The sequence below is a fragment of the Parabacteroides sp. MSK.9.14 genome, assembly GCF_019041495.1.
Taxonomy (GTDB): Bacteria; Bacteroidota; Bacteroidia; order Bacteroidales; family Tannerellaceae; genus Parabacteroides; species Parabacteroides merdae.
This window is the reverse complement of record NZ_JAHPXO010000059.1, coordinates 1-17,204: the sequence shown is the minus strand read 5'-3', so window position 1 is coordinate 17,204 and position 17,204 is coordinate 1. Positions and strand designations below refer to the sequence as shown.

The window sequence follows — 17,204 nt, the reverse complement described above, 5'->3', positions numbered from 1 at the left end:
TTCAGGTTATAACAAAGCCCCAGCTTGTGAAAGTCGGGGCTTTGGGCATAAAAAAAGAAGGTGAGAATTTTGACACACCTTCTTTCCAAACGCAACGAATAAATTATTAATTACTTACACTCTTATTATTTCTTACAGTCGCAAGAAGAGTAAGCCACTAACATCCAAACCAATTTTTCCTGTTCCTTCAGGTAATCGCTCATCAATGCTACTGTCGCCTCGTCTCCGGATTCGGAAGCCAAAGAAAGTAATTTACGTTCTTCGGCAATAAACTGGCCGTAAGTGTCCAGAACGTTTTCCAACGCTTCGTCTGCACAAGATACGCCCGACACCTCCTTTACTTTGGCAACTTTCAGATATTCACTGAATTTGTTAACCGGAACACCACCTAACATCAGGATACGCTCAGCCAGTTCATCTACCTTTTCAGCGGCATCGTTATACATATCTTCGAACTTGCTGTGGAGAACAAAGAAACCGTGTCCCTTAATGTTCCAATGGAAACCGCGAAGGTTTGTATAGAATACCTGATAATCGGCTAATAACTGTTGTAATGCTTCAACTACTTTACCTGCAGCAACTGCATCCAAATGGATATAATCTAATGTCTTCATAATACTTTACTTTTTAATTGTTATACTTTTCGTTTTTCTTGTACTGCAAAGATACATCAGATATAAGTACCTGTCAAACAGATAATTTTTATACACAAATAGATATACTCTATCACACTTCCGGCAGAACGGATTACCAGTCCGATACCGAAGACACAGCATTCGTCGGAATGATACTTTTACACAAATATTCCATACCTGCCTGCTCTTGCTTTCAAAACATATATGCTTTGAACACGAAACATATATGTTTTGAAATCGAATCATATATGTTTCGCATTGCATTTCATGATTTTTTCCTATCTTCGTAAAAATTATCAATACAGAGTCCGTAACAACAAACAAAGAATATTATGAATATACAACAACTCGAATACATCCTGGCTGTAGACACATACCGCCATTTTGCCAAAGCTGCAGAACATTGCCGCGTAACTCAACCGACATTAAGCATGATGATCCAGAAACTGGAAGATGAACTGGGCGTGAAACTTTTCGACCGCAATATCCAGCCGGTCTGCCCTACTCCTGCCGGCCGTAAGGTGATCGATCAGGCACGTGTAGTCCTCTACCAAACTTCTCTGATTAAAGATATCGTAAACGAAGAAGAGCAATCTTTGAAAGGAACGTTCCGCCTCGCCGTGTTACCGACGATTGCTCCTTATCTGCTTCCCCGCTTTTTCCAGCAAGTATCGGAAAAGCATCCTGATCTGGATATCCGCATTCTGGAAATGCAAACGGCTCCTACAACGAAAGCCCTCCTTAACGGCGAAATAGATGCTGCCATCATCGCGAACCAACCAACGGAGGTGCAGCTACAGGGAGACATCCTATACTACGAACAGTTTTATGCTTACGTAGCCCGTAACGAAAGCGTGTTCAAGAAAGAGATGGTCCGCTCCGCCGATATCAGCGACGAACGTCTTTGGTTGCTGGATGAAGGACATTGTTTCCGCGATCAGCTGATGCGTTTTTGCCAAATGGAAAAGGTCAAACTCCGTCAGGCAGCCTACCGTCTGGGAAGTCTGGAGACTTTTATGCGTATGGTTGAAAGCGGCAACGGCGTCACTTTTATTCCGGAACTGGCTACCTATCAGTTAAGCGAACAGCAAAAAGAACTGGTACGCCCGTTTGCCATCCCCAAACCGGCACGTGAAATCGTCTGGGTAACCCGCAAAGATTTTATCCGGCATTCGGTCGCCGGTATTCTGATCGAAAGCATCCGAAAATCTGTTCCAAAAGAAATGCGTACGCTGCAAGCGGGGTTGCGAGTGGTCTGAAACGGAATTGTCTTTCATAGGACAGCAAAATTTGGAAAGCCGGCAATTTAAACACATGATCGATTCATGTCTATCTGGCTAAAAAACACCCCTGACGAAATAAATATTTCGGATGCGATGAAAAAAAATATCACTTTATGCTTGTAGTTTCCAAAAAAGCGTTACTTTTGCTGCGTATTTAAAAACAAAGAGACAAAATGAATCGATTTAGCTTTACATATTACTTTTATTACTTTTACTTTAGCAGAGTGAAGGCAGGAGTTTGTATGTAAAGCATTGATGAATGAATGTATATATCAATAACAAAATATGAAGTCCTGCCGGTTTCGGTGGGACTTTTTTGTTATTGAAAATTGAGAATTGAAAAATAATAGATAAAGAGAAGATGAAAAAGAAAGTAGCAATCCAGGGAATAGCCGGTTCGTATCACGATATAGCCGCCCGTAATTATTTCGAAGGTGAAGAGATTGAAATTATCGGTTGCAACACATTCAGAGATGTTATTTCGACCATCAAGAAAGATCCTTCCATTCTGGGAATGATGGCGATCGAAAATACGATTGCAGGCAGCTTGTTGCAGAACCATGAGTTGATCCGCGAAAGCGGTTTGCAAGTTATCGGCGAATACAAACTGCGCATATCCCACTCGTTGGTTGCACTTCCAGGGACCAATATCCACGATGTCAAAGAAGTCAACTCTCACCCGATCGCCCTAATGCAATGTACCGATTTCCTCGATACGCTACCTAACGCAAAAGTGGTCGAGAAGGAAGATACCGCCATGAGCGCCCGGTGGATTTCGGAAAACCAACTGAAGGGACACGCCGCCATCTGTGGGAAACTGGCCGCCCAGATCTACAACATGGAAGTCCTTGCCGAAGGGATCGAGACAAACAAACGAAACTTCACCCGCTTTTTGGCAATAGCCGACCGATGGACGGCAGACGAGATGCTCAAAGGTGAAGACAAAAACAAAGCGTCGGTCGTTTTCGCTCTCCCCCACACAGCCGGCAGCCTCTCCAAAGTTCTCTCCGTCCTTTCCTTCTACGACATGAATCTTTCTAAAATACAATCCTTGCCAATCATCGGCCGCGAATGGGAATATCTGTTCTATATCAATCTGACATTTACGGACTACCTGCGTTACAAACAGGCATTGGATGCTATCAGACCATTGACAAAAGACTTAAAAATATTAGGTGAATATGCAGAAGGAAAACAAAGTGTATAACATTACCCCCGCTAATCGCGTAGGTAGCGTACAGGAATACTACTTTTCCAGGAAACTGAAAGAAGTAGCCGAAATGAACGCCGCTGGTAAAAATGTGATCAACCTCGGCATTGGCAGTCCCGATCTTCCCCCTTCGGAACAGACAATCGAGACATTGTGTGAACATGCTCGTAAGCCGAACGAACATGGTTATCAGCCGTATGTAGGTATTCCTGAACTGCGTAAAGGATTCGCCGATTGGTATAAGAAATGGTATGACGTGGATCTTGATCCGAAAACAGAGATCCAACCGCTGATCGGTTCCAAAGAGGGAATCCTGCACATATCGCTGGCATTCTTGAATCCGGGCGATGGCGTGCTGGTTCCCAACCCCGGCTATCCGACCTATAGTTCGGTTAGCAAACTGGTTGAAGCCAATCTGATCCCTTACAAACTGAAAGAAGAATTAGGCTGGCAACCGGACTTCGAAGAACTGGAAAAAATGGATCTCTCGAACGTCAAACTGATGTGGACCAACTACCCCAATATGCCGACAGGAGCTAATGCCAGCATGGAACTGTACGAAAAACTGGTCGCTTTCGGAAAGAAGCACGGAATCATCATTTGCAACGACAACCCGTATAGTTTCATTCTGAACGAACATCCGCTAAGCATCCTGGCCGTACCGGGAGCCAAAGACATCTGTATAGAAATGAACTCCATGAGTAAAGCGCACAATATGCCAGGCTGGCGTATGGCAATGCTCGCTTCCAATGCCCAATTCGTACAGTGGGTCCTGAAAGTAAAAAGCAATATCGATTCCGGACAGTTCAAGCCGATGCAATATGCGGCCGTCGAAGCATTGAGCGCACCGAAGGAATGGTATGACAATATGAACCGTGTATACCGCAGTCGCCGTGATCTCGCCGGACAGATCATGCACACGTTGGGATGCGAATACGACGAAAAGCAGGTAGGTATGTTCCTTTGGGGGAAAATCCCAGCCGGAGCAGAAGGCAGCGAAGCAATAGCCGACAGAGTCCTGTACGAAGCCAACGTATTTCTAACGCCGGGATTTATCTTTGGCAACCTGGGCGAACGTTACATCCGTATCTCGCTCTGCTGTAAAAACGAGACATTGGAAGAAGCTTTGAAGAGAATAAAAAAGATTTATGATTTATAGTTTATGATTTATGTATCACCATCCAATCATATTCTCAAATCATAAATCATAAACTATAAATCATAAATTACAAATCATCATACAGTCATGGAAATGGAATTAGAATCAATCATGTTACCCGGTATAGACCCGCAACGTCCTATTGTAATCGCCGGTCCGTGTAGCGCTGAGACAGAAGAGCAAGTAATGGAAACGGCCAGAGGAATCGCAGACAAAGGCATCAAGTTGTTCCGCGCAGGAATCTGGAAACCTCGTACCAAACCGGGTGGATTCGAAGGAATTGGTGCAGAAGGCTTGCAATGGTTGAAACGGGTAAAAAAGGAAACAGGTATGTATGTGGCTACCGAAGTGGCAACGAAAGACCATGTTTTCGAAGCATTGAAAGCAGGGATCGACGTGTTGTGGATCGGAGCCCGTACAACGGTTAATCCGTTCGCCGTACAGGAGATCGCCGATGCACTGAAAGGAGTAGATGTTCCTGTCTTGATCAAGAACCCGGTCAATCCGGATTTGGAACTGTGGATCGGAGCTTTCCAGCGTCTCTATGGTGCCGGTATCCGTCGTCTGGGAGCCATCCATCGCGGTTTCAGCTCTTATGATAAGAAGATGTACCGCAACCTCCCGCTCTGGCATATCCCCATCGAACTTCGTCGCCGCATGCCGAACCTGCCTATTTTCTGTGATCCGAGCCATATCGGAGGCAAACGCGAACTGATCGCTCCTCTCTGCCAGCAGGCTATGGACTTGAGTTTCGATGGTTTGATCATCGAATCGCATTGCAACCCCGATTGCGCTTGGAGCGACGCTTCACAGCAGATCACACCGGATGTATTGGATTACGTTCTGAATTTATTGGTTATCCGCGACTCCAACCAGACAACGGAAAACTTGGCTGAACTCCGCCGCCAGATCGACGGTATCGACGAACAACTACTGGAACTGCTGGCTAAACGTATGCGTATCTCCCGCGAGATCGGCGTGTACAAAAAAGAGCACAATATGCCAATCCTGCAATCACCGCGCTACAGCGAAATTCTGGAAAAGCGTTCCAATATGGGTGAGCAGATGGATTTGAGTACGGACTTTGTAAAAGAAATCTTGAAAGAAATCCATGAAGAATCCGTCCGCCAGCAGATGATCATCATGAATGAACAATAATAATAATGTGCCAATGAGCTAATATGCCAATTTGCCAATGGGACATTCTCTTTAATTGGTACATTGGCACATTATTATGGACACATTAATACATTAAACAATTACTGATAATGAAAATATTGATATTGGGTGCAGGGAAGATGGGATCTTTCTTCACCGATTTACTTAGTTTTGAACATGAAGTAGCCGTACTTGAGAGCGATCCGAAACGGATGCGTTTCATATACAACGCCCTTCGCCTACAGAAGCCGGAAGAAGTTGCCGAATTCAAACCCGAATTAGTCATCAATTGCGTGACACTAAGCTATACGATCGAAGCATTCAAGAGTGTCATGCCTTACCTGCAGCCATACTGTATCATCTCGGATATCGCATCGGTCAAGACACACCTGAAAGAATTTTACGAAACATGTGGCTTCCCGTATGTTTCTACCCACCCGATGTTTGGTCCGACATTCGCCAATTTGGGACAACTGGAGAAAGAAAATACGATCATTATCTCCGAAGGGGATCATCTGGGAAAAATATTCTTCAAAGATATCTATTCCAGCCTGCGCCTACATATCTGCGAATATACTTTCGAAGAACATGACAAAGTCGTGGCTTATTCGCTCGGTATTCCGTTTGCATCCACAATGGTATTCGCTGCCACGATGAAACACCAGGATGCTCCGGGTACAACTTTCAAACGTCACATGAAGATAGCCAGAGGCCTGCTTTCCGAAGACGACTATCTATTGACGGAAATCCTTTTCAACCCGCGCACACCTCATCAGATCGCACGCATCCAAGAGGAACTGGATATCTTGCAGGAAATTATCAAAAACAAAGATTCGGAAAGAATGAAAGAATACCTGACCAAGATCAGGAAGAATATCGAATAATACAGTTCAATACACCGCTTTCCAAGATACAATCTGGTAACAACAAATCGTTCCACAGCTGTGAGTCGTCCAGCTCACACTTGTGGAACAACTTATTTAATGACTTCATACCATAAAACAAACGATCATGAACAACATCATCCACTTTATGGCAAGACTATCATTGCTATATTCCCTGTTATGGAGCATTTCCATTCACGCTTATGCACACAGCCGAGATACCGACCCAAACTCCACATATCCGACACCGGACCGTCTTTTCCACATTGCACGTAGCTTGAACCGCAACCTCGTCTGTTATGATGCCAACCAAACCAATGGCAAACTAGACACCAAAGAACCCATAAAAGTTTACTGGCTGAACCGAGAAATGGAACCGGGAAAAACTAACGGACTAAGTTTCATACAAAAAAAGATGGCCTACGGTTACAAAGTGGTTTCAATAGCAGAACATACTTGCACGATTACCCTAACGGCTTATCCGGAAAAGAAACTGACGATCTGTAGGGAGGGAGATCACTTCGTCTGCCATGTCAAGATAGACAACCGGCAGGCTATCCTACAATCTTTGTATGTCAAGGCCAGCCCCAACAATCCGCTAAATGTGGAATACGTGGAACTGCAAGGCATAACAACCGATACTGGCGTCCCTGTTACGGAAAAGGTCAGCAAATAAAAAAGAAATACGGTTGCTATCAACTACACAGGTCTTTGAACTTTTTTGCAACTATTTTGCAACTAAAAAATGTAAAAACCGCTTGAAAAGCGTATTTTTGTCCTTGTATTTCAAAAAAGAGTGTTTTACGGATGAAGGTATGTATAGCTGAAAAGCCCAGTGTAGCACGCGAAATTGCAGAAGTTCTCGGGGCAACCAAAAAGATGAACGGGTATATTGAAGGAAACGGGTATCAGGTAACCTGGACTTTCGGACATCTGTGCACTCTCAAAGAGCCCAATGATTATTCAGAGAACTGGAAACGATGGAGTCTAGCTTCCCTCCCAATGATCCCGCCTCGATTCGGGATCAAGCTGATCAGCAATCCGACATACGAACAGCAATTCAAAACAATCGAAGAACTGATGCAGAATGCCGAAATGGTTATCAACTGCGGAGATGCCGGCCAGGAAGGAGAACTGATCCAGCGTTGGGTGATGCAAAAGGCTGGCTGTAAATGCCCGGTCTACCGCCTATGGATATCTTCGTTGACAGAAGAAGCGATCCGCGAAGGTTTTCAACATTTGAAAGAACAGTCCGACTTCACCAAGTTATACGAAGCCGGTCTTTCCCGCGCCATCGGTGACTGGCTGTTAGGAATGAACGCAACGCGCCTTTATACGCTCCGCTACGGACAAAATCGGCAAGTGCTTTCCATCGGACGAGTACAGACACCTACCCTTGCACTCATCGTAAACCGACAAGCCGAAATAGACAACTTTAAGCCGGAACCTTATTGGGAACTGAAAACAGTTTACCGAAACACTACTTTCTCGGTTACCAAAGGCAAATTCACGAAGAAAGAGGAAGGGGAAGCTTTCCTGGAAATAGTCCGGCAAAAAGAATTCACCGTCACCGACATATCAGAAAAGAAAGGGAAGGAATATGCTCCCCGCCTTTTCGACCTGACTTCGTTGCAGGTGGAATGTAATAAGAAATTTGCTTTCACGGCTGACGATACATTGAAGCTGATCCAGTCGCTATACGAAAAGAAAGTGACAACCTACCCGCGTGTCGACACCACTTTCCTAAGTGACGATATCTATCCTAAAGTTCCCAACACACTTAACGGCCTGGTTGACTATATCGACCTGACAGCCTCGCTGCTGAAGGCGAAAATACGGAAAGACAAACGTGTATTCGACAATTCGAAGGTGACGGATCACCATGCCATCATCCCGACCGGTGTACCAGCACGCAACCTAACGGACAACGAACGGAAGGTGTACGACCTGGTGGTCCGCCGTTTCATCGCAGCTTTTTACCCAGACTGCGAAATCTCGACTACTACGGTATTGGGTAAAGTCGACAAAGTAGATTTCAAGGTAACAGGCAAACAGATACTGAAACCGGGATGGCGCGTTGTGTTCGGAGCAGAGCAGAAAGACTCGGACGCCGAACCGTCAGATGAAGAAGGCGTACTGCCGGATTTCGTAAAAGGAGAAAGTGGCCCCCACAAACCGACATTAGGCGAAAAATGGACACAGCCGCCCAAACCCTACACCGAAGCGACATTGCTCCGCGCCATGGAAACAGCCGGTAAACTTGTGGACAATGACGAATTGAGAGACGCATTGAAGGAAAACGGTATAGGCCGTCCTTCCACCCGCGCCGCCATCATCGAGACTTTATTCAAACGCAATTATATCCGCAAGGAACGCAAGAACCTGTTTCCTACAGCTACCGGTGTGGAACTCATCGACACGATACAGGAAGAGCTGCTGAAAAGCGCCGAACTGACCGGTCTTTGGGAAAAGAAACTACGACAAATCGAACGGGGCACCTACGAAGCCCGTACTTTTTTGGAAGAGCTTAAGCTGATGGTCCATCAAGTAGTGATCAACGTCCTCTCCGACCAGACCGGACGCACCATCACAATCGAGCAGGCTGCTCCGGAGAAGCCCCAAGCCGAAAAGGAGCCGAAAGGGAAAAAAACGCGCAAACCGCGTGCCAAGAAGGAAAAGACTGCCGGTCAACCGGAATCAACAACCGTTCCCGTAAAGCCAGTATGCCCGATCTGTAAGAAAGGTAGCATCCTGCGTGGAAAAACGGCTTACGGCTGTTCCGAATATAAAGATGGTTGTACTTTCCGCATGGATTACGCCACCTATGGTGAAGGATTGTCAGATGAGGAATTAGTGAAGGTGATCAGTGGAATCGGAAAGGATTAAACCGACAAATTGGTTTACACTTTCTTTACGATAAATCAGAACGTGAAAACATAATTAATAAAGAACTACAAAGTATTTTAAAACAAAATGGGATTTAATAATTAATCTAAAATCAATGAAAGAAGAATGGTTCCCTTTGGTTAATGAAAAGGGAGAGACAATAGGAAAAGCTACCCGTAAGGAGTGCCATAACGGATCGAAAATGTTACATCCGGTAGTGCACCTACATATTTTCAATAAAGCAGGTGACCTCTACCTACAAAAGCGTTCGATAAACAAAGATATCCAACCCGGTAAATGGGATACAGCAGTAGGGGGACATATTGACTACGGAGAGACGGTCGAAGATGCCCTTCACCGGGAAGTACGGGAAGAATTAGGGATAACAGATTTTATCCCGCAATTCATCACCCGTTATGTATTCGAATCGGCTATAGAAAAAGAGTTAGTCAACACCTACCGTACCATTTACGACGGTCCGATCATCCCTGACCCTTCCGAACTGGACGGTGGACGTTTCTGGTCTCCTTCCGAAATCCTCGAAAATATGGGAAAAGGAATTTTCACACCCAACTTCGAAAGGGAATATAAACGGTTATTCATGTAAACTACAAAAACACTAAAACAATGGCAAAAGAATTAGAACTCAAGTACGGCTGTAACCCCAACCAGAAGCCATCGCGCATTTTCATGCAGCAAGGGGAGTTGCCCATAGAAGTCTTGAACGGACGTCCCGGATATATCAACTTCCTGGATGCTTTCAACAGCTGGCAATTAGTAAAAGAACTGAAAGAAGCAACTGGACTGCCCGCCGCCGCTTCCTTCAAGCACGTAAGTCCGGCAGGGGCCGCCGTGGGTATCGAGATGAACGATACGTTGAAGAAAATCTATTTTGTGGACGATCTTCCGCTCACTCCGCTTGCAACCGCCTATGCTCGCGCCCGCGGTGCCGACCGTATGTCGTCCTACGGCGACTTCATCGCACTCAGCGACATATGCGACGAAGCGACTGCACGCCTCATCAACCGCGAAGTTTCCGATGGCGTCATTGCTCCCGACTATACGTTGGAAGCGCTTGAAATCTTGAAAAATAAACGGAAAGGCACTTATAATATCATCAAAATCGATCCAGACTACTGCCCCGCTCCTATCGAACACAAAGATGTTTTCGGCATCACATTCGAACAGGGACGTAACGAGATCAAATTAGACGAAAACCTGCTGACCAACATCCCGACCCTGAACAAAAATTTCCCAGACGAAGCGAAACGCGACCTGATCATCGCCCTTATCACACTGAAATATACGCAGAGCAACTCAGTCTGCTACGTTAAGGACGGACAGGCCATCGGTATCGGTGCCGGCCAGCAAAGCCGTATCCACTGTACCCGTCTGGCGGGCAACAAGGCAGATATCTGGTACTTACGCCAGCATCCGAAAGTAATGAATCTGCCTTGGATCGAGAAAATCCGTCGTGCAGACCGAGACAACACGATCGACGTCTACATCAGCGACGACCACGAAGATGTTTTGGCCGACGGTATCTGGCAACGGTTTTTCACTGAAAAACCGGAAATCCTGACACGCGAAGAAAAACGTGCCTGGCTGGACACACTTAAAGGCGTTTCATTGGGCTCCGACGCCTTTTTCCCCTTCGGTGACAATATCGAACGAGCACACAAAAGCGGCGTAGATTATATCGCACAGGCAGGCGGTTCCGTCCGTGACGATCATGTGATCGACACGTGTGACAAATACGGCATCGCAATGGCATTCACAGGTGTACGGTTGTTTCACCATTAACAAGGGAATTCTTGTTTTTAAAACATTAGTGTTTTTCACATTTGGTTCTTCGTCAATTAAGAGGTAACACTTGACAACCAAAGTTCAACAAATAAAGAAGTTTGAATGAAATCAATAGAGAATGATATACTTCTACATGCAATTGAATAAACCAATGAATAGCAAAATACAATAAATAGAAACCTCTAAATTGACGAAGAACCAAAGATTTTATGGAATAACACGTATTCTGCCCTACGCTTGAACCTCAAGAGGGTATTTAAGCAGCTTCCGGTAAAAAACTACTCATCCTTATAAAATTACTCCTCCAACATCCCTTCCAAATAACGGTCGGGAGCTAACCCTATGCTCTGGAGGAATCCCGCCAGAGCGCTATATGTTAAACTATTCTCCGACAAGTTCACCAAGGCAATCCGGCGGAGACATCCGAACGGGATCGCATAATCCACATAAGGGACCAAGTTAGCTCCTATAAAATCATACTCAGCTTCTACCGGATCACAAAATTGCACAAGCCGCCATTCTTGTTCGGAAACCCAACGAGGTTCCCGAACTTCCAGACAGGCATTACAAAGCATCGAGAAGAAACGTGAATCCCGCTTGAACCCGGTATGCTCTTCATCGTAAAAAAATTTGTCATACTCCCACTTCATCTGCGAAACAAACACGTTCAGATTCTCCTCCTCATTATATTTGCAACGGAGCAAGTATTTTTCCTCCGACAAACTATACTCACCTAGTGCCTCGTAATCGAAAGTCAGCCGCAAACAGGAAGTATCCTTTTCCTTCACACTGGAAGGGATTTCCAAATTCTGGTAAAGGGAAAGAGCGTACATCTCCACCTCCGGTCCGATAAGCATCCGGCGGTTCTCCCGGAAAAAAGGAATATTTTGTTTACTAAGCTCCGGCCCGATGCCTTTTTGCTCTTCATGCAACACGATCGAACGGCGAAGCAGGGACAAACCGTATCCGATTACTTCGTCCGACTTGGCATACAACAAATTAGGAACATGCAAGGTGAATGTTCCCGGCGTCTTCGACTCCTTGCATCCGCGAACAAAGGATTCTATTGAAACATAGGAATATAAATCCATCTTTTATGATTTTTTTGGACGTCAAATATACAATTTATATTAGAGATTATCTACCTTTGTTAAAACTTTTATAAACTACATAAAACCAATAAAACAAAATGAAACGTCGTGATTTCCTTAAGACCAGTGTTGTAGCAGGTGTAGCCTTATCTCTGAACTTTGAAGGATTACAGGCTGCTCTCTCCTCGAATACAGTAGCGGTAGAGCAAGCACCCGATCTGGTAGCAGTAATGGGCGGTGAACCGGCAGTCATGCTCGACAAAGCCTTAGAAGCGCTTGGCGGCATCGGCAAATATATCAAAAAAGGGCAGAAAGTCGTTATTAAGCCCAATATCGGCTGGGACCGTACACCGGAACTGGCCGGTAATACCAATCCTGAATTGATAAAGGCCCTCGTAAAGAAATGTTTCGAAGCTGGAGCCGAAAAGGTAACGGTATTCGACCACACGTGCGACAACTGGCAGAAATGTTATGAGACAAGCGGCATCGCCGCCGCCGTAAAAGAAGCAGGTGGTATCATCATGCCAGGCAACGACGAAAAATATTTCAAAGAAGTAGACATTCCCGACGGCGTGACACTGAAAAAAGCCAAGATACACGAGTCACTGATCGAAGCGGACGCCTGGATCAATGTTCCCATCCTGAAGAACCACGGAGGAGCCAAGCTGTCATGCGCAATGAAGAATATGATGGGGATCGTCTGGGACCGCCGCTTCTTCCACCAGAACGACTTGCAGCAATGTATCGCCGATATCTGTACCTGGAAGAAGAAACCGGTTCTGAACATCGTGGATGCCTACCGCATGATGCATCAGAACGGTCCGCAAGGAAAAAGTGCAGCTGACGTGGCTACGTTGAAATCGATGATTGTTTCTCCGAATATCGTCGCCGTCGATACGGCCGCCCTCGCTCTGTTCAACCAGGTAAAGAAATTGGATATGGCTGCCGTTGGACATTTGAGCAAAGGGGAAGCTCTTAAATTAGGTTCTACCGATCTGAAAAAAATAAACATCAAACGTATTAAGATCTGATGAAGAAACGGAATTATCTAAAGGGATTGAGGGTTTTGCTCGCAATCCTCTTTTTTGTACCCATACTTTTGTTTTTCGTAGACTTTTCAGGAGTTTTACCGGATAGTGTACATCGTTTGCTGCATCTGCAACTGATGCCGGCCTTGTTGGGAGGAATGGTCGGTCTGATCGTGTTCCAATTCTTGCTGGCACTGGCATTCGGACGTATTTATTGTTCCACGATATGTCCGGCAGGCGTATTCCAGGATATCATCAACCGTCTATTTTGCATCGGTAAGAAAAAGAAGAAAGGAAGCCGTCGTTTTACTTACCACAAGCCGATGAACCGGCTACGCTACGTACTGCTGGTAATTACGGCAGTCATGGCTGTTTTCGGTCTTAGCGAATTGTGCCTGCTCTTAGACCCGTACAGCAACTTCGGACGTATTGCGGCAAGTCTGTTCCGTCCGATCGTGATGTGGGGGAATAACATACTCGCCGACCTGCTGATGAAAGTGGACAACTACTCGTTGTTCCATGTGACAATCAGTACCGTGACGGTTTCCGGTCTGATCGCAGCAACCATCGCATTGCTTGTTTTCATCGTCATGACTGTTTTCCGCGGACGATTGTTCTGTAATACGATCTGCCCTGTCGGAGCTTTGTTGAGTCTTTTCTCGCGCTACTCGTTCTTCCGTATAACTTTCGATAAGGAAGCCTGTACGCATTGCGGGAATTGCGAACATACCTGCAAGGCGGAAGCGATCGACAGCAAAAACCTGACGATCGATACATCCCGTTGCGTAGATTGTTTCAATTGTGTTTCTTCCTGTGCCAAAGGCGGCTTGCAGTATCGTCTACAATTTCCGGGTATGAAACAGGAGGAGACAGTCGATACCCAAGCTGTAAAGGAATTATATTCCAGCCAACTGACAGTCGCCAACAGCCGCCGTACATTTCTGGCCACAAGTGCAACCATTGCCGCCTCGCTGCCGATCGCATCTGCGATTGCCGAAGGAGGAAAAGGAAAAATGAACAGAAAAGGCAGAAAGAAGTGGCCTCCCCTCACGCCTCCGGGTTCTATCAGCCTGGAACGTTTCAAAGACAAATGTACAGGATGCCAGATATGTGTCGTCCGCTGTCCGAGCCAGGTCTTGCGCCCGACAGGATTGGAATACGGTTTGGATTATATGTTGAAACCACGTCTGGCCTATATCAGCAGTTATTGCAACTACGAGTGCACAGTCTGTTCCGACGTATGCCCTACCGGTGCGATCAAACCTCTGACTATCGAAGAGAAGACAACGACACAGGTCGGCATTGCCACTTTCTTCAAAGGCCGTTGTGTTGTTAATACGGAAGAGAAAGACTGCGGTGCCTGTGCAGAACATTGCCCGACCCAGGCCGTACACATGGTTCCTTACAAAGGAACACTGACAATCCCGCAGATCAACCCTGACCTTTGTATCGGATGCGGCGGATGCGAATCGATCTGTCCGGTACGCCCAATGCGTGCCATCATCGTCAAATCGAACGTTGAGCACAAATTCGTCGAAAAGCCTAAAGAAGAGGAAATCAAAGAAATTGAGGTAGACGATTTCGGTTTCTGATTAACGATATATAACCGACTATATTATGAGGCCTTATTTGTGAAAGTAAGGCCTTTTCTTTATCTTTGCAGCCATGAAATTCGAATTACAACATAACGACACAAAATCAAATGCAAGGGCGGGTCTGATTACCACTGATCATGGAGTAATTGAAACGCCTATTTTTATGCCGGTCGGCACACAAGGCACAGTTAAAGGCGTCCACATGACCGAGTTGGAAGAAGATATCAACGCACAAATCATTTTAGGAAACACATACCATTTATATCTCCGTCCCGGATTGGAAATATTGGAACAGGCAGGCGGATTGCACAAATTCAACACATGGAACCGGCCAATCCTGACAGATAGCGGTGGTTTCCAGGTTTTTTCTCTTTCCGAAAACCGCAAGTTGCATGAGGAAGGCGCCATGTTCCGCTCACATATCGACGGCTCCAAGCATCTGTTTACCCCGGAAAAGGTTATGGATATCCAGCGGATCATCGGGGCGGATATCATTATGGCTTTCGATGAATGTTGTCCGGGCGATGCCGATTATGAATACGCGAAAAAGTCCCTCGGTCTGACGGAACGTTGGCTGGACCGTTGTTTCGAACGTTTCAACTCTACAGAGCCGAAATACGGTTACCAGCAAAGTCTTTTCCCAATTGTACAAGGTTGTGTTTATCCGGAACTGCGCCGAAAGGCAGCCGAGAATGTAGCGGAAAAGGGCGCTGACGGCAATGCGATCGGTGGCCTGGCAGTAGGCGAACCAACAGAGAAGATGTACGAGATGATCGAAGTAGTCAACGAGATCCTGCCGAAAGACAAGCCTCGTTACCTAATGGGAGTCGGCACACCGATCAATATTTTAGAGGGGATTGAACGGGGTATCGATATGTTCGACTGCATCATGCCGACGCGCAACGGACGTAACGGACAGATATTTACCCGCTTCGGCACGATCAATATGCGTAATAAGAAATGGGAGAACGACTTCTCTCCTATCGATCCGGATGCTCATTCGGCTATCGACACGCGCTACAGCAAGGCGTATCTACACCATTTGATCAAAGTGAATGAGATGTTAGGACTTCAACTGGCATCAATTCATAACCTCGCGTTTTACCTGTGGCTCGTAAAAGAGGCACGCAAACATATTATTGCCGGCGATTTCACGACCTGGAAAAGTGAAATGGTCCGTCAATTATCAAACCGGTTATAAGCAAACTGTCACATGAAATTCAAACTGAAACGGATAGACTGGTATATCATCAAGCAATTCTTAGGTACTTATATCTTTGCGATTGCCCTGATTATCGCTATCTCGGTCGTCTTCGATATAAATGAGAAGATCGACAAGTTCCTGAGTCCGGACGTACCGTTGAAAGCGATTGTCTTCGACTATTACATGAACTTCATCCCGTATTTCGCGAATCTGTTCAGTCCGTTGTTTACTTTCATTGCCGTTATCTTCTTCACCTCAAAGTTAGCAGACAATTCAGAAGTGATCGCAATGTTGGCGAGCGGGATGAGTTTCCGGCGTCTGATGTTGCCTTACGCGATTTCGGCAGGGATCATTGCACTCAGTACGTTTGTGCTGAACGCTTATATCATTCCGCCTGCCAACGCCACGCGTATCGACTTCCAAAACAAATATATCAAGAATAAGAAGGTAGACTATGTCCGTTCCGCCCAATTGGAGATCGAGCCGGGCGTAATCGCCTATTTCGACCGCTACGACGCGCGTTCCGGGATGGGATACCGTTTCTCTTTGGAGCACTTCGAGAACAAGAAGATGATTTCACGCCTCACGGCAAACTCCATCAAATACGATTCGCTATACAATTGGACGCTGATCGACTACATGATCCGCGACTTCGACGGGATGCGCGAACATATCACCGAAGGGAGCCGCATGGACACCACATTGACAATCGTCCCTTCGGACTTCCTGATCTCTGTCAATGACTGCGAGACGATGACTTCTTCCGAACTGTCCACGTATATCGACCGCCAGAAGAAAAGAGGGATCGGCAATATCCAGACGTTCCAGATCGAATACCACAAACGTTTTGCCGCCATCATGGCCGCCTTCATCCTGACCTCCATCGGAGCCTCGCTCTCTTCCCGCAAGATCAAAGGAGGCATGGGGTTAAACATCGGCATCGGACTGGCCTTGAGTTTCTCCTACATCCTCTTCACCACCGTCACATCGACCTTCGCCATCAACGGCAACCTCAGCCCTGCTATGGCCGCCTGGATTCCGAATATATTGTATACGTTTATCGCGATTTATTTGTACCGGAAGGCACCGAGATAAGAAATGTTTTGCAAAACCAACCATCATACTATCATAATCGTCCGTATATTGTTTTAAAACAGTGTGTTACGACATGACAGTTGCCGTTTTATACTATCATTCATCTGTCATAACCATGTAATCGTCTCCGCGATGCTACCTTTGCCATTTATGGGGGAGTAAATTTCTTA

The 17,204-nt window shown here is 45.9% G+C and carries 15 protein-coding genes; 13 read left to right on the top strand and 2 right to left on the bottom strand.

Features of this window, described 5'->3' with window-relative positions:
• Positions 1-125: 125 nt before the first annotated feature.
• Positions 126-614 carry a Dps family protein gene (locus tag KTG12_RS20225; RefSeq protein ID WP_005638674.1) on the bottom strand — a complete coding sequence of 163 codons (489 nt, stop codon included), beginning with the start codon at positions 612-614 and terminating at the stop codon, positions 126-128.
• A 353-nt stretch (positions 615-967) separates the two neighbouring features.
• Between KTG12_RS20225 and KTG12_RS20220 the strand changes: the two genes are divergently transcribed.
• The 9 genes from KTG12_RS20220 (at position 968) to KTG12_RS20180 (ending at position 11,018) form a co-directional block, all read left to right on the top strand.
• Positions 968-1,894: a hydrogen peroxide-inducible genes activator gene (locus tag KTG12_RS20220; RefSeq protein ID WP_005638680.1), complete on the top strand. Its 927-nt coding sequence runs from the start codon at positions 968-970 to the stop codon at positions 1,892-1,894.
• Positions 1,895-2,279: 385 nt separating this feature from the next.
• On the top strand, positions 2,280-3,125 hold the full coding sequence (locus KTG12_RS20215; protein WP_005638685.1) for a prephenate dehydratase: 846 nt from the start codon (positions 2,280-2,282) through the stop codon (positions 3,123-3,125).
• Positions 3,100-4,287 (top strand): pyridoxal phosphate-dependent aminotransferase, encoded by a 1,188-nt coding sequence (locus KTG12_RS20210; RefSeq protein ID WP_005638687.1) that lies wholly within the window; start codon positions 3,100-3,102, stop codon positions 4,285-4,287. Before KTG12_RS20215 ends, KTG12_RS20210 begins: the two co-directional genes overlap by 26 nt.
• 87 nt (positions 4,288-4,374) lie before the next feature.
• Positions 4,375-5,445, top strand: a complete 1,071-nt coding sequence (locus KTG12_RS20205) for a bifunctional 3-deoxy-7-phosphoheptulonate synthase/chorismate mutase type II (protein ID WP_005638688.1) — start codon at positions 4,375-4,377, stop codon at positions 5,443-5,445.
• Between the two features lie 110 nt (positions 5,446-5,555).
• Positions 5,556-6,329: a prephenate dehydrogenase/arogenate dehydrogenase family protein gene (locus KTG12_RS20200; protein WP_005638691.1), complete on the top strand. Its 774-nt coding sequence runs from the start codon at positions 5,556-5,558 to the stop codon at positions 6,327-6,329.
• A 127-nt stretch (positions 6,330-6,456) separates the two neighbouring features.
• The gene (locus tag KTG12_RS20195; RefSeq protein ID WP_046451950.1) at positions 6,457-7,005 is read left to right on the top strand and encodes a DUF4833 domain-containing protein; all 549 of its coding nucleotides are present in this window, start codon (positions 6,457-6,459) and stop codon (positions 7,003-7,005) included.
• Between the two features lie 131 nt (positions 7,006-7,136).
• The gene (locus tag KTG12_RS20190) at positions 7,137-9,215 is read left to right on the top strand and encodes a DNA topoisomerase 3 (RefSeq protein WP_122204733.1); all 2,079 of its coding nucleotides are present in this window, start codon (positions 7,137-7,139) and stop codon (positions 9,213-9,215) included.
• Positions 9,216-9,330: 115 nt separating this feature from the next.
• On the top strand, positions 9,331-9,822 hold the full coding sequence (locus tag KTG12_RS20185; RefSeq protein ID WP_022321313.1) for an NUDIX domain-containing protein: 492 nt from the start codon (positions 9,331-9,333) through the stop codon (positions 9,820-9,822).
• Between the two features lie 20 nt (positions 9,823-9,842).
• On the top strand, positions 9,843-11,018 hold the full coding sequence (locus tag KTG12_RS20180) for a phosphoribosylaminoimidazolecarboxamide formyltransferase (RefSeq protein WP_005638703.1): 1,176 nt from the start codon (positions 9,843-9,845) through the stop codon (positions 11,016-11,018).
• A 299-nt stretch (positions 11,019-11,317) separates the two neighbouring features.
• On the opposite strand, the gene KTG12_RS20175 is transcribed toward KTG12_RS20180, so the two are convergent.
• Complete coding sequence (locus KTG12_RS20175) at positions 11,318-12,112, bottom strand: hypothetical protein (protein WP_138273479.1); 795 nt, start codon at positions 12,110-12,112, stop codon at positions 11,318-11,320.
• Between the two features lie 98 nt (positions 12,113-12,210).
• Between KTG12_RS20175 and KTG12_RS20170 the strand changes: the two genes are divergently transcribed.
• The 4 genes from KTG12_RS20170 to KTG12_RS20155 all read left to right on the top strand — a co-directional run bounded on the left by KTG12_RS20170 (position 12,211) and on the right by KTG12_RS20155 (position 17,034).
• Positions 12,211-13,143 carry a DUF362 domain-containing protein gene (locus KTG12_RS20170; protein WP_005638707.1) on the top strand — a complete coding sequence of 311 codons (933 nt, stop codon included), beginning with the start codon at positions 12,211-12,213 and terminating at the stop codon, positions 13,141-13,143.
• Positions 13,143-14,732 (top strand): 4Fe-4S binding protein, encoded by a 1,590-nt coding sequence (locus KTG12_RS20165; RefSeq protein WP_138273477.1) that lies wholly within the window; start codon positions 13,143-13,145, stop codon positions 14,730-14,732. Before KTG12_RS20170 ends, KTG12_RS20165 begins: the two co-directional genes overlap by 1 nt.
• Positions 14,733-14,805: 73 nt before the next feature.
• Positions 14,806-15,936 (top strand): tRNA guanosine(34) transglycosylase Tgt, encoded by a 1,131-nt coding sequence (gene tgt, locus KTG12_RS20160; protein ID WP_005638710.1) that lies wholly within the window; start codon positions 14,806-14,808, stop codon positions 15,934-15,936.
• Between the two features lie 12 nt (positions 15,937-15,948).
• Positions 15,949-17,034: an LptF/LptG family permease gene (locus KTG12_RS20155; protein ID WP_122116619.1), complete on the top strand. Its 1,086-nt coding sequence runs from the start codon at positions 15,949-15,951 to the stop codon at positions 17,032-17,034.
• Positions 17,035-17,204 lie beyond the last annotated feature (170 nt).